The organism is Pseudoduganella sp. UC29_71, assembly GCF_042693265.1.
In the GTDB taxonomy this organism is placed as follows: Bacteria; Pseudomonadota; Gammaproteobacteria; order Burkholderiales; family Burkholderiaceae_D; genus Rugamonas.
The window spans coordinates 1,730,802-1,744,094 of record NZ_CP170549.1; the positions used below are offsets into that span (position 1 = coordinate 1,730,802).

Genomic DNA, 13,293 nt, shown 5'->3' on the forward strand with positions numbered 1-13,293 from the left:
ATACCGAAATTCTCACGGATTTGATTGCACGCGGGCGTAGGCGAGGGCGGCAGGCACCTGCACGCGGACGCGGGTCCCGGCGCCTTCCGCGCTGCCGATATCGAAGCGGGCGCCGATGCGGCCGGCGCGCTCGCGCATGCCGATCAGGCCCCAGTGCAGGCTGTCGCCCGGCCGGCGCGCCGCGCCCGTGCCCTTGCCGTCGTCGGCCACGGTCAGCTCCACGCCGTCCGCGCCGCAGGCCATGCGCACCGCGATGCGGCTGCCCTGCGCATGGCTGAACGCATTGTTGACCGCCTCGATGGCGATGGCGCACAGCTCCTCGGCCGCTTGCGGCTGCAGGGCGCGTGCCATCGCGGTGCCGTCGGCGGCCACGCTGAAGGCCACGCCGGGATGGTGCTCGCGCTGCAGCCGGGTGGCGCGCTCGATGGCCTCGGCGATCTGCTGCGCGTCGCCAAGCTGGCCGCTGCGCAGCTCATGCACCTGATCGCGGCCGTCGGCGACGGTGCGCTCGGCCTGGTCGAGGATGGCCAGCAGCCTGGTGCGCGCGCCGCTGCCGCCGGGCAGCTCGGCCGCCACGCTGTGCAGCCGCAGCATCAGCGCCTGCACGCTTTGCAGCACCGTATCGTGCAGCGTGCGGGCGATGCGTTCGCGCTCGGACATGCGCACCCGCAGCCGCTCCGCCACCTTGGCCGTCTCCGTGCGCAGGCGCAGGCGGTACAGCGCGTACAGCAGGGCGGCGCCGGCCAGCCCGCACAGGGCCTTGAACCAGGCGGTCTGCGTGAAGGTGGGCGCGGTCTCGAAGGCTGCACCGGCCTCCTGGCCGCTGCTTGCGCCGTCCTCATTGACGGCGCGCACCCGGAAGCGGTAGGCGCCGGGGCCGACGTTGGTGTAGTAGGCGGTGCGGCGCGCTGCCGCGTCCTGCCAGCCGGCGTCCACGCCTTGCAGCTGGTATTGCACCTGCACCCGCTCGGGCTGGGCCAGGCTGGGCGCGGCGAACTCGATGCTGAAACTGTTCGAGCCCGGCGGCAGGCGCAGGCCGGGCGCCGCGCTGTACTCCGCGCCGCCGGCGCGGATGCGGCCCATGTAGGGAACCGGCGCCACGGTGTTGCGGCGCAGGCGCTGCGGCGCCAGCGTCGCCGGGCCTTCGGTGGTCATGAGCCACAGTTTGCCGTGGCCGTCGTTCAGGATGGTGGGCAGGCGGAAGTTGATCGATGCCTGGCCGGGATAGCCGTCCAGCGCGGACAGCAGTTCATAGCGCAGCGGCAGGTCCGGACTGGCCAGCGCGGCGCGCCAGTCGGCCGCGCGCACGTGCACCAGGCCCTTGGCGCCGTTGAGCCAGCGGTCGCCGTCCGGCGTCGCCGCGGCGCCGGTGATGCTGCTCAGCGCTTCGGGGTCCGCGGCCGCCAGCTTGCGGAAGCGCCCGTTCAGCAGCACCAGCAGACCCTTGTCGCCGCTGGCCAGCACGTCGCCGCCGGCCGGCGCGCCGGGCGTTGCGAAGACGAAGACGCCGGTAAAGTAACCTGCGGCCTGGCCGTCGTAGCGCGTGAGCTTGCCGTTGTCGTAAAGCTGGATCGATCCGTCAGCGCAAACAAGCCACATCCGGCCCTTGCCGGCCGCCGTGCCCACGTAGATACGGGGCGGGAAGTTGAACTTGCTGCGCGGGAGCCAGCGGCCGTCCGCGTAGCCCCAGAAGCCCAGCTCCGTGAAGGCCGCCCACAGCACGGTGCCGTCGTCCAGCATGCCTTGCACGTGCAGGTCCATCGCCTTGCCGTCCGGCCCGGGCGGATACGGGATGCGGCTGACCGTGCCCTGGTGGCGGCGCTCGATATGGCGCAGGCCGGCCAGCAGCAGCGCGCCGTCGCTGGCATTGGTGGCATGGAGCCAGGGCTGTTCGCGGTGCGCCACCGGCGCGGCGGCCGCTCCTTCAGCGCCGCCGAACTGCCAGGCGGTGGCCGTGCGCGGATCGACCATCCACACGCCGCCGTCGCCGTCGCCGCTGCGGGCCATGCTGAACCCACCATGGGCGCCGGGGACGCTGGTGCGCAGCACCTTGTTGTCGCGGAAGCGTTCCAGGCCGGAGTGGGTGGCGATCCATACGTTGCCCTCGCGGTCTTCCAGCAGGGCGTTCACCATCGGCGGGCCGGCTTGCCATGGCCGGCCGGCGCGCTCGGCGGGGGCGTTGGCGATTTCGAGTACGGTATCCGCTTCGCGGCGTCCGCTTGCGCCGCGTATAATGCAGAGGCCCTCCGGGCACGAGGCCGACCACAGGTTGCCGTCGCGGTCGAACTGGCCCGAGCGGCGCGATTCGGCCTGGTTGAACCAGGCGGGACGCGGCATGGCCTGCGCGGCGCCGCCCGCCGGGGCCGCGTTCGGCACGGCACGCAATGCGGTGGCGTCGGCCAGCCACAGGCGCCCGTCGGGCGATAGCGACAGGTTGCCGCCGTGTCCAGCCCCGGCGATCGAGACGGCACCGGCTGCCGCAGCCAGCTCGAAGCGCGCGCCGCCCGTCCTGCGCACGAACAGGCCGGCCGGGGTGGAAATCCAGAGCTGGCGGTACTGGTCCAGCAGCACCGCCCTGGCGGGTGTTTCCGGCAGGCCGTCCTGCTTGCCCGCCTTGCGCCACTTGCCGCCTTCCTGGTGATGCACGCCCGTCTCGCTGACGGTCCACAGCCTGCCGTCGCTGTCGCGCGCGAAGCCGGCGGCGACGCTGCTCCTTTCATCCATGTCGGCCAGCAGCGCCAGGTCGCCGTGCCGGTCGATGGCGGCGATGCCGCCGCCGAAGAAGCCGACCAGCAGGCCGCCGCTGGCCTCGGCCGCTATGGCGTAGATGCGCTGGCGCGGCAATTCGCGGTTGCGGGGGCGGAAGCGTTCGAACCGCACGCCGTCGAAGCGGTACAAGCCGGTGGCGGTGGACAGCCACAGCCAGCCGTCCGGCGTTTGCGCCAGCGACTGGATGGCGGTCGGGGCGCCGTCCTTGACGGTCCAGACGGTGTGGTTGTAGTCCTGCAGGAGGACGCCGGGATCGAGCGCCGCAGCGGGCGTGGCCAGCTGCAGCAGAACGGCGCAGAAGAAGGTCCGGAAGAAGGCCCGGTTGAAGGTCCGGTTGAGCCGTGTATGAAGCATGATGGTGAAGCCGGAGGTGAGGTTGACGATGTGCGCTTGATTTCGCCCAGCGTTATACCTCATTCCTCCGGCTTGCGCACCTGCTTTTACGGCTGCGGATCCCAGCCGGCGCCGCCGTTGAAGGCGCCGAACACCAGCGCGCGCGTGGCAAAGCCTGCCGCCACGTCGCCCGCGCTGAGCTGGAAGCCGCCCACGCGGGTGGCCAGGTTGAGCGGATTGCCCGCCAGGTCCGTGGTGCCGAACTCGCGCCAGCCGCTGGCGGCGGTCGGCACGGTTGGATTCGGCGCGGGCTGGCCGTTCACGCCCAGGCCCGCCCAGCCGGCCGGCGCCACGTGGCTGTCCATCCTGCAGTTGATGAAGGCGATGTTGTCCCAGGTGGCAGTGCCGCCGGGGCTGCGCGCCAGCCAGGTGGCGCCGTTCGGCACGTCGCCGTGCAGCGGGCCGGGGCCGGCGCCGTGCGTCAGGCGGCTGTTCAGGAACACATAGCCCTTGTCGGCGGCGTTCGGCACGCGCGCCTGCAGCACGTAGCCGCCGCTGGTGGCGCTGGTGGTGTCGCCCACCGAGCGGATTTCGCTTTCCTCGAACAGGGCCGCGCGGCTGCCGCCCCAGATGAAGTCCACATTACCGGCCACCAGCGCGTGGTAGAACCACGACCAGCCTTTCAGCTGCAGCGTGTCCTGCTCGCTGAGGAAGGCGGCGTCGATGGCGACCAGGCGGCCCGCGTCGTTGTTGAAGTAGATGGCTTCGGCCTGCGCCGAAATGGAGGATGAGCGCAGCGTGGTGTTGCGGATGGTGAGCGTGTCCAGGCGCAGCATGTCGGACGTTTCCACCAGCAGCACGGAGCGGCCGCCGGACGGCGCGGCGCTGCCCGGCGCCTGGCTGCCGCCGGAACCGGTGTTGAGCGTGTCGTGGTTGGTGTACTGGATCACCACGCCGTCGCGGCTTTCGCCTTTCAGCGTCACGTTATCCTTGCCGCGCAGGTAGAGCAGCTCCTGGTAGGTGCCGTTCTTGATGCTGATGGTGACCGGCGCGGCCTTGGCCAGTTCCTTCATGGCGAAGTTCAGCGCGGACTGCACGGTGTCGAAGTCGCCGCTGCCGTCGGCCGCCACGGTGAGGGTGGAGGACACGGCCGGCGGGCCGGAACGGGTGGCGAAGGTCCAGCCGCCCAGTTTGCCGATGCCGAGGAAGGGCGCGCCGCCCAGGGTGCCGATGACGGTGCCGTTGGCGATGGCCACGTAGTACTCGGTGCCGTAGGCCAGGCGGTTGCTGTGCGGGCGCACGGCGAGCGTGTTGCCGCTGATGGTGACCGGCGTGCTGTTGACCTTGCGGATGGCGGCCTGGCCGGCGTAGCCGATTTCCTCGGTTTCGCCGCTGATCCTGATCACGTCCACCAGCGCGTCGTCGGCCTTGCGGAAGACGCGGATGGTGCCGCCAGTGCCCAGCACGGGCGGGCTGTCGAACGTCAGCTGCAGCGCCGCGTCCACGTTCACGCCTTCCTGCTGCACGGCGGGGCTGGCGATGCCGGCCAGGCCATACGTCTGCGTCGGCTGGATGAACTGCGGCGCGATGGTGGCGGCGATGCTGCGCTTGAGCGTGGGATCGGATTCGCTGGTGACGATGATGCTGGCCGTGCCCGCGCCCACCGGCGTCACGGTCAGCGTGCCGCCGTTGACGCCCACGGCCACCACGGCCGGGTTGCTGGAGCTGGCGTTGTAGTCGTCGGCCGTGCCGTCGGCCTTGACGGCGGTGACGGCCACCTGCAGCGGCGCGTCGCCCGCTTCGGCGGCGTAGGTGGTGCCGGAAGGGTTCAGCGTGAGCTGGGCCGGCTTCAGCGCCGGGTCGCCGATGCGCACGTCGTCGATCTGGAAGGACTTGTTGGCCGTGTACAGGCCGACCAGGCCGCGCGCGCTGAAGCTGGTGTCGGTGACGCTGCCCAGCGATTCGCCGTCCAGGTAGATGGTCAGGGTACTGCCTGTCATCTCGAAGCGCACGGTGTAGAACTGGGTGTCCATCTGGATCGGCTTTTTCACCTGCTTGGGGCGGCTCAGCGAGTTGTTCAGCATCTTGGCGATTTCCACCTGGGTGCTGGCGGTGGAGCTTTGCACGTTCAGGCCGCCGCCGTACCAGTTGGTGGCGTTCACGTAGCGCGTGATCAGGTAGAGCTGCTTGTTGCCGGTGGTGCCGTTGGTGAGCGGCTTGATGCGCGCTTCCACGAAGTAGTCGCCGGACGGCACGGCCGCCATGGCGCTGGACTTGAGCAGGGCCAGCACGCCGCCGGTGGTGGCGGCGGTGTACTGCATCACCTTGTTGGTGCCGCCCACGGTTTCGGCCTTGACGGAGAAGGAGCCGTTGGCGCCGGCCACGGGCAGCAGGTCCCAGTTGGCGCTGCTGCCGTTCTGGAAGTCGTCGCAGAAGTACAGGCCGGTGGCCGGGCAGGTCAGCGTCAGGCCGGGATCGACGGAAACGTCGCCGGTGCCGGAGATGGTGGTGGCCAGTTTGCCGCCGCCGGCCTGCGCCAGGGCGTTCGCTTTCACCAGCGCGGCAGGGCGGGCGCTGAAGGCGTACGGCGGCGTCCAGGCGACGGTGTTGGGAACGGTGCAGCCGGCCAGCGGCGCGCCGTTCTGCAGCGAGCCGGTGTCCTTGAAGGCGCCGGTGGGCGTGCCGCCGGGGTTCTTCACCACTTGCGCGCAGTTGCTGGTGCCGGCGATGTCGAACACGTTGGCGTTGGACAGGATCTTCGCGTTGTAGCCCGCGCCCACGCTGTACTCGTAGCCGTACAGCGGCTCGGTGGTGCTGCCCACGAAGTAATTGTTGAACAGGTGGACCTGGCCGTAGCGCACGCGCGGCGAACGGCTGGTGACGTCGCGGAAGACGTTGTTGCTGAAGGTCACGCGCAGCTTGCCCTCGTCGGCCGAGGCGCTGTCGCTGGAGCCGATCAGGTTGTTCTTGCGGTGCTGCGTGAACACGTTGTAGGACACGGTCACGTAGTCGGAGGCGTTGGTGATGTCCAGCGCGCCGTCGTGGCACTGCTTGGGCATGCCGTTCTCGATGGGCAGCAGGTTGTCGGTCATGGCGCCGTCGCTGAAACTGACGTGGTCCACCCAGACGTGGTCCGCGCCGGAGACGGCGATGCCGTCATAGGCCGAGTTCCAGTTGCCGTTTGCGCCGTCGGTCGGATCCCAGATCGGGCCGACGTCGCAGGGCGCCACGATCTTCAGGTTGCGGATGATGACCTGGCTGATGTTGGTGACCTGGATGTGGCCGTTGATGATGCCGGCGTTGGCGCCGTCGCCGATCAGCGTGGTGTTGGGCTTCATGCGGATGACGCCGCGCGCGGCCTGGTCACCGGTGTTGGCGTAGGGGATGCCCTCGCTCATGTCCACCGTGCCCACCAGCTTGATGATCTTGGCGTTGTTGCCGCCGTTGTTGAGGGCGGCCAGCAGCTGCGCGCGGTTGTTCACCGTGTAGATGTAGCTGCTGATGGCGGCGGAACCGCCGGCGGTGCCGCCGGCCTGGCCGGCCCAGCCGTCTGCCGGCGCGGCCTGGCGGGCGGGATCGATGGCTGCGGCGTTCAGGGATGGCGGCGCCGAAACGGCGAGCAGCATCCCAAGGCAAAGCGCGGCCTTGAAACGGAAGTGTCTCATGTGTGCTCCTGTGGCAGGAATCTATAGTGGAACTGCTGTCTTTTAGGTGCGCGGTGCGGCGCTGCCGCTGCCCCTGCTGCTGCTGCTGCTGCTGCTGCGCCGACGCACCAGCGCAAGCGCACCCGCGCCGGCCAGCAGGATGGCCATGCTGCCCGGCTCCGGCACGGCCGCCGCCTGCGCCGCCTCGATGCTGGCGGTGATGGGCGTGAAGTCGCCGTTCCAGGACAGGGCGCCCAGGTCCAGGCCGAGCGCGGTGCCGCCGTCCAGGATGGAGAACAGCGGCAGGCCGCCGACGGCGCTGCCGTCCAGCAGCTTGAAGGCGGTGATGGGCGCGGCCAGCGTGCTGCCGAAGTCGAAGCGGAAGCTGTAGGCGCCCGGGTCCAGCGGCGCGCCGCTGTTGTTGTAGATGGACAGGGTGCCGTCGGCCGCGAAGTCGAAGGCGAAGGCGAAGTCTGCGCTGAGGAACTCAACGCTGGCGTTGAGCGGATCGAGCGCGGTGGTGTTGCCGCCGGCCGAGCCGCTGAAGGCGTCGTCCAGTCCCAGCATGGCGGCCGCCGTGCCGTTGTAGCTGGCGGTGATGACGGCGCCTTGCAGCGGCAGCGTGGTGGCGTGCGCGCAGGCGGCGCTGCCGATGATGGCGGCGGCGAATGCCGTGCGCGCCAGTGTCTCCCATGTTCTTTTTTTCATGTGTACTCCGGATTGTGGGACAGCAGGGAAGAAGCAGCGTCCCGGCACGCCGGGAGCTGTGGGGACACCTCGCGTGTCCGGTGCCGTTTCGACGAGGGCGGGGAATGGCGTGCCGAGGTCTCTGCGGGGAGAACTTGCATGTTGCACTTTTGCACAATTGATTCTACTTTGGCCTGACCAATATATCAAGGTGGACGGACCAAATTCCTTGCGGCAACTTTATCGGCCGGGCTTCCTGTGCTTGCGGTAGAAGGATTCCAGTTCCGCGCCGATCAGCTCCTGGCCCGAGGTGACCATGAAGTCCTGGAAGGCGGCGGCGATGCGCGGCAGCGGCTGGTCCACCAGGTGCATCACGTGCCAGTCGCCTTCCACCGGGCTTTCCTTCATCGGCAGGATATCGATCAGCCCGGCCTCGAACTCCAGCGCGCACGCGTGCACCGACACGAAGCCCACCCCCAGGCCGGCCGCCACCATGCTCTTGATGGCCTCGTTGCTCGATACTTCGGAGCCGAAGTGCAGCGTGTGGCCCGCTTCCTTGAACACGCGCTCCACCGTGGTGCGCGTGCCAGAGCCGCGCTCGCGCACCAGCAGGTTGGCGGCTACCACGTCGTCCAGCGTCACGCGCTTCTTGCGCATCAGCGCATGCTTGGGACTGGCCACGAAAGCCATCGGATGGTGCGCGAAGCGCGCCGCGTTGATGCGGAACTCGCGCGGCGGCGTGCCCATGATGGCCAGGTCGATCTCCTTGCGCGACAGCATGGCCACGATCTCGCTGCGGTTGCCCACGTGGAGCTTCATGCGCACGTTGGGACGCTCGGTGGTGAACTTCACCAGCATGGACGGCAGCAAGTGCTCGGCCGTCACCACCGCGCCGATGCGCAGCGTGCCGCTGCTCACGCCGTGCAGTTCGCCCAGTTCGTCGCCGGCCTGCTCCCACAGCTGCAGGATGCGTTCGGAAAATTGCAGCAGCACTTCGCCCGCCGCCGTGAGCTGGATGTTGCGGCCTACCTTGCGCGTGAGGGCCGTGCCGGCCAGTTCTTCCAGTGCGCGCAGCTGGGCGGAGATGGCGGGCTGCGTCACGTGCATTTCCTCCGCTGCGCGTGACACGCTTTCGTGCCGGCCGACAAGAACCAGTGCCTGGAGCTGGCGGAAACTCGCGTGATACATAAGCTATACCTTATCAATCAGTCGAAAGAAGTAATTTTTGTTTTCCTTTTGAGGGGACTATATTAACAGTCAGAAGGAGGGAAAATCCATGCAAACCATCGTTATCGTAGGCGGAGGCGCAGGCGGCCTCGAACTGGCAACCCGGCTTGGCGACACCATGGGCCGCAAGGGCCGTGCGCGGGTGATACTGGTTGACCGTTCGCCCACCCACTTCTGGAAACCCCTGCTGCATACGGTTGCCTCCGGCAAGCGCGATCCGCAGGTGTTCCAGATTGAATACTCGGCCCAGGCGGCCGAACATGGCTTCACCTTCATGCACGCGGAGCTGCGCTCGGTGGACCGGGCGGCGCGCATGCTGGAGCTGGCGCCATGCCTGTCGGACGACGTGGGCGAAGTGCGCGCCGCGCGCACGCTGGGCTACACCACGCTGGTGCTGGCGCTCGGCGCCGTGACCAACTTCTACGGCGTGCCCGGCGCGGCCGAACACGTCTGCACGCTGGATAATGTGCGCGAGGCGAAGGGCTTCTACCGCCGCTTCTTCGGCGCCTGCGTGCGGGCCAGCGAGGGCGCGGGACAGCAGGTGAACGTGGTGATCGTGGGCGGCGGCGCCACCGGCGTGGAGCTGGCGGCGGAGCTGGGCTACAGCGCCCGCGCGCTTGCCAAGTACAAGATCCACACGCTCGACCCGGCGCGCGACGTGCGCATCACCATACTGGAACGCGGCCCGCGCCTGCTGCCGCACCTGCCGCTGGAACAGTCGGCGCGCGCCGAGGCATACCTGAAGTCGCGCGGCATCGAGATCTGCACCGGCACCGGCGTCACGCAGGTGGGCGCGGACAGCGTGCATGTGGGGGAAGGGAAGGTGCGTCCGGCCAGCCTGACGCTGTGGGCGGCCGGCGTGGAAGGCCCCGCCATTACAGGCACGCTGGGCTTGTCGCTGAGCCGCATGCGGCAGATCATGGTGAAGGCCACCTTGCAGTCGGTGGACGATCCCAACGTGTTCGCCATTGGCGACTGCGCCAGCTTCGTCTGCCCGGTGAAGGGCGCCGCGCCGCCCCGCGCGCAGGTGGCGCACCAGCAGGCCGTGTTCCTGGCCGCCGCGCTGGGCCGCAAGGAAGGCAAGCCGCTGCCCGAGTTCAGCTACCGCGACTACGGTTCGCTGGTGTCGCTCGGCCCGGTGGCGGCGGTGGGCGTGCTGCTGGGCGGCTCGTTCGGCAGCAAGGTGCCGGTGAGCGGCGCCTTCGCCAACCTGCTGTACGGGCTGATGTACCAGAAGCACCTGATGGCGCTGCACGGCTTCGTCCGCGCCGCCGCCGTCACGCTGGCCGACTGGCTGCGCAAGCGTATCTCGCCATCGGTGAAACTGCATTGACGCAGGGACGACGGCTCATCCCCCGCGCCGCGCCAGCCTTGCTGCTGGCTGCGGCGCCAGGGCCGCCGCAGAGGTAAAAGGGCTGTCGCAATTGATCGGTCGCAAAACCGCTTCAGATACCCTTCTCAGACAGGAGGCCCGCATCGATAATGGTTGCTCATCCGTCGCACGCTAGCATCCCGCGCGGAAAAAGCGGAGCATACTATGGTGACGAACCGGCACTGACGAGTGTGTTTTGGGAGAACAGTTACCCAGGAGGCGCATGCGTTCCGGCATTGCGATGCTGTAGGAATTGAGCGCCACTCCGTGCGTGCGGCAATAGTGGCCGATCTGGCTGCGCGCGAGGGGGAATTGCTTGGCGGTCCCAATCGCTGTCGTGTCTGTATCGACGGACAATGGTTCGAGTTCCTGGCCTACAAATTTATGGATGGAGCGACCAATGTTGGACGAATCACCCCAATCAGGTAGGCCGCTGCGGCCGAACGAGCTTGCCTTGCTCGCGGTGCTGCTAGGCCAGGCAAACGAGACCGGGGAACGGTTGCGGGCCGGTCTGGTTGAGGATATGGCCGACGGCGGTATGGGCGGCGTGCGGTTTTTGTCAAGGCCCGGAGTGCAGCGCCTGTTCGGGCGGCGCGCGGCTGAAGCGAAATATGTAGATGCGGACGGCGTGTCCGTCGTTATTTCGCTGAATCTGGATGAGCAGGGAGAGTTATTCGAACTCGCTTTTTGGAAGTCGGACTTCTCGCCGTTACGGTCCTATCCGGATCCCGCCCAGCTGGTGTCGCTGGACGCCGTGTGAGCGATAACATTTTGCCTGCGTGAGCGGGCGAAAATCGCTATCATGGCGGGATGACTACCGCTGCCGCTCCCCGTCCCCACATTTTCACCCTCGCCTGGCCTCTGCTGATAGAACTGTTCCTTGCCGTGCTGGCCGGCGTGGTGGGCACGGCGATGGCGGCGCGCTTGTCCGATACCTACGGCGCCGCTTTCGCTATCGCCAACAATATCTCGGTCACCTTGTTCCTGCTGTTCCGCATTGTCGGTTCCGGCATCGGTGTGGTCATCACGCAGAACCTGGGCGGTGGCCGGCGCGACATGGCGGACAAGGTGGCGCTGGCGATGCTGGGTGCGAGCACCTGGCTGGGCGCCTTTACCGCGCTGCTGGCCTTTGCGGGCGCGGGCTGGCTGCTGGGACTGATGCGCGCGCCGGCCGAGGTGCTGCCGCTGGCCACGCCTTTCCTGCAGGCGCTGGCCGCCGCCATGCTGTTCGACGCGTGGAATGCGGCCATGGCCAGCGTGATGCGCGCCCACCTGCGCACGCGCGACACGCTGGTGGTGCTGGTGGCCATGCATTTCAGCCACCTGGTGCTGGCCGTGCCGCTGATGTACGGATGGGGACCGGTCCCCGCCATGGGCTTGCCCGGCTTCGCCTTCGCGCTGCTGCTCAGCCGCGTGCTCGGCCTGGTGCTGCACCTGATGCTGTGGCGCCGCCATCTGAACATCCACCCCGTAGCCAGCGACTGGTGGAAGCTGCGCCGCGCCGAACTGGCCGCTGTGCTGCACATCGGCGTGCCGGCTGCGGCGGAGAACATCGCATGGCGGCTGGCGTTCATGGCCAGCATGGCGGTGGCCGGCACGCTGGGCGCCCAGGCGCTGGCGACGCTGGCCTATGTGCACCAGGTGGGCAGCGTGGTGGTGATGTTCAGCCTTGCGACCGCGTTCGCGGTCGAGATCATGGTGGGCCACATGATAGGCGCGGGCGAGCTGCGCGAGGCGCACGGCCTGGTGCGCGGCGCGCTCGGGCGCGGCCTGGTCATCAGTGGCGTCATCTCGGGCAGCGTGGCGCTGGCCGGACCGTGGCTGCTGGGCTGCTTCACGCAAGACCCGGTCATCATCAGGAACGGTTCCGTGCTGCTGTGGATCGCAGTGCTGCTGGAACTGGGCCGCACCTTCAATTTGGTGGTGATCAATGCCTTGAGGGCGGCGGGGGATGCGCGCTACCCGGTGGCGGCGGGCGCCGCGTCGATGGCCATCGTGCTGGCCGGCGGCAGCTGGCTGCTGGGCATTTACTTCGGGCTGGGACTGGTCGGCCTGTGGATCGCCTACGCCACCGACGAATGGATACGCGGCCTGACGATGTGGCGCCGCTGGTCCGTGCATGCCTGGGTGCCGCACGCGCGCGCCGCGCGCCGCCGCCTGCGGGCCAGAGATGCGGCGCATTGAGCGGCAGTGGAGCGGCAGCTGAGCTGCAGCTAAGCGGCAGCTGGGTCGGGCCTCAGGCGTCCGGATACAGCCCGTGCGTGCGGGCGAACAGCCGCGTGAGGCCGAGCAGGGCGTCGATATTGGGCGTGGCCACGCCGACGCGCTGGCCGATCTCGCGCACCGCCGACACCAGCGCGTCGATCTCCATCGGCCGGCCCGCTTCCGCGTCCTGCAGCATGGACGTCTTGAACGCGCCCAGCTTGCGCGTGACCTTGTGCCGGTCCTCGGGCGTTTCATCGATGGCGCAGCCGATGCAGCGGCCTATCGCCGCCGCCTCGTGCATGGCCGAGATGCAGAACGCCGCCACCAGCGGATCGTCCAGCACGCGGTCGGCGGTGGCGCCGGTCATGGCGGACACCGGGTTGGTGGTCATATTTCCCCACAGCTTGTACCAGATGTCGTAGCGGATGCGCTCGGACAGCGTGGCGTTGAAGCCCGCCTGTGCCAGCAGCGCCACCACGCGCCGCGCGCGGTCCGACACACCGCCCTCCGGCTCGCCGATGATCAGGCCTTGCCCCATCTTGTGCACCACCAGCCCCGGTTCGGCAGTGGAGGTGCTGGCATGTACCACGCAGCCCAGCACATGCCGCTGCGGGATGGCGGCGGCGATGCGGCCGCCCGGGTCCACGCTCTCCAGTGGCCTGGCGTCGAACCACCACGGCACACCGTTCATGGCGGGCAGCACCACCGTGTCCGGCCCGAGCAGGGGAGCGATGGACGGCGCCACCGCGCCCAGCGACTGGCTCTTGACGGCGATGATGACCAGGTCCTGCGCGCCCAGCGCGGCGATGTCCGCCGGGCTGGCAGCATCCGCGGTGGCAGCCGGCGCTTGCAGCAGGCCGTCCGCAGTCTGCATGCGCCAGCCATGTTCGCGCAGCGCGGCCAGCGTGGCGTCGCGCGCCAGCGCAGTCACGCGCAGGTCCGCTTCGGCCAACCGCGCCAGCCGCACACCCAGAAATCCGCCGATGGCGCCCGCGCCGACTATGCACACCTTCATTCCCGTCTCCTCAAAATAATCAAAATGCTGCACTGCAACGT

8 protein-coding genes are annotated in these 13,293 nt (G+C 68.8%); 3 read left to right on the forward strand and 5 right to left on the reverse strand.

Going from position 1 to position 13,293, the window contains the following annotated elements; all coding sequences use genetic code 11:
- Positions 1–12: 12 nt before the first annotated feature.
- The 4 genes from ACFJI2_RS07610 to ACFJI2_RS07625 all read right to left on the reverse strand — a co-directional run bounded on the left by ACFJI2_RS07610 (position 13) and on the right by ACFJI2_RS07625 (position 8,621).
- Positions 13–3,123 carry a two-component regulator propeller domain-containing protein gene (locus tag ACFJI2_RS07610; RefSeq protein ID WP_377704459.1) on the reverse strand — a complete coding sequence of 1,037 codons (3,111 nt, stop codon included), beginning with the start codon at positions 3,121–3,123 and terminating at the stop codon, positions 13–15.
- Between the two features lie 86 nt (positions 3,124–3,209).
- A complete protein-coding gene (locus ACFJI2_RS07615; RefSeq protein WP_377704460.1) occupies positions 3,210–6,767 on the reverse strand; it encodes a pectinesterase family protein in 3,558 nt (1,185 codons plus the stop codon).
- Positions 6,768–6,809: 42 nt separating this feature from the next.
- Positions 6,810–7,454 (reverse strand): PEP-CTERM sorting domain-containing protein, encoded by a 645-nt coding sequence (locus ACFJI2_RS07620; protein WP_377704461.1) that lies wholly within the window; start codon positions 7,452–7,454, stop codon positions 6,810–6,812.
- Positions 7,455–7,673: 219 nt separating this feature from the next.
- Entirely contained in the window at positions 7,674–8,621 is a 948-nt protein-coding gene (locus tag ACFJI2_RS07625) for a LysR family transcriptional regulator (RefSeq protein WP_107871822.1), read from the reverse strand.
- An 88-nt stretch (positions 8,622–8,709) separates the two neighbouring features.
- Here ACFJI2_RS07625 and ACFJI2_RS07630 point away from each other — a divergent pair, with 88 nt between their 5' ends.
- The 3 genes from ACFJI2_RS07630 (at position 8,710) to ACFJI2_RS07640 (ending at position 12,216) form a co-directional block, all read left to right on the forward strand.
- Positions 8,710–9,993 carry an NAD(P)/FAD-dependent oxidoreductase gene (locus tag ACFJI2_RS07630; RefSeq protein ID WP_377704462.1) on the forward strand — a complete coding sequence of 428 codons (1,284 nt, stop codon included), beginning with the start codon at positions 8,710–8,712 and terminating at the stop codon, positions 9,991–9,993.
- A 439-nt stretch (positions 9,994–10,432) separates the two neighbouring features.
- Positions 10,433–10,792 carry a DUF6984 family protein gene (locus ACFJI2_RS07635; protein WP_377704463.1) on the forward strand — a complete coding sequence of 120 codons (360 nt, stop codon included), beginning with the start codon at positions 10,433–10,435 and terminating at the stop codon, positions 10,790–10,792.
- Between the two features lie 50 nt (positions 10,793–10,842).
- Positions 10,843–12,216: an MATE family efflux transporter gene (locus ACFJI2_RS07640; protein ID WP_377704464.1), complete on the forward strand. Its 1,374-nt coding sequence runs from the start codon at positions 10,843–10,845 to the stop codon at positions 12,214–12,216.
- A 52-nt stretch (positions 12,217–12,268) separates the two neighbouring features.
- Here the strand turns inward: ACFJI2_RS07640 and ACFJI2_RS07645 are convergent, their stop codons facing one another.
- A complete protein-coding gene (locus ACFJI2_RS07645) occupies positions 12,269–13,252 on the reverse strand; it encodes a 2-dehydropantoate 2-reductase (protein ID WP_377704465.1) in 984 nt (327 codons plus the stop codon).
- Positions 13,253–13,293 lie beyond the last annotated feature (41 nt).

Bases quoted from the DNA above. Each gene is read 5' to 3' on its own strand.
- ACFJI2_RS07610 (WP_377704459.1), bottom strand. From the start codon at position 3,123: ATGCTTCATACACGGCTCAACCGGACCTTCAACCGGGCCTTCTTCCGG.
- ACFJI2_RS07615 (WP_377704460.1), bottom strand. From the start codon at position 6,767: ATGAGACACTTCCGTTTCAAGGCCGCGCTTTGCCTTGGGATGCTGCTC.
- ACFJI2_RS07620 (WP_377704461.1), bottom strand. From the start codon at position 7,454: ATGAAAAAAAGAACATGGGAGACACTGGCGCGCACGGCATTCGCCGCC.
- ACFJI2_RS07625 (WP_107871822.1), bottom strand. From the start codon at position 8,621: ATGTATCACGCGAGTTTCCGCCAGCTCCAGGCACTGGTTCTTGTCGGC.
- ACFJI2_RS07630 (WP_377704462.1), top strand. From the start codon at position 8,710: ATGCAAACCATCGTTATCGTAGGCGGAGGCGCAGGCGGCCTCGAACTG.
- ACFJI2_RS07635 (WP_377704463.1), top strand. From the start codon at position 10,433: ATGTTGGACGAATCACCCCAATCAGGTAGGCCGCTGCGGCCGAACGAG.
- ACFJI2_RS07640 (WP_377704464.1), top strand. From the start codon at position 10,843: ATGACTACCGCTGCCGCTCCCCGTCCCCACATTTTCACCCTCGCCTGG.
- ACFJI2_RS07645 (WP_377704465.1), bottom strand. From the start codon at position 13,252: ATGAAGGTGTGCATAGTCGGCGCGGGCGCCATCGGCGGATTTCTGGGT.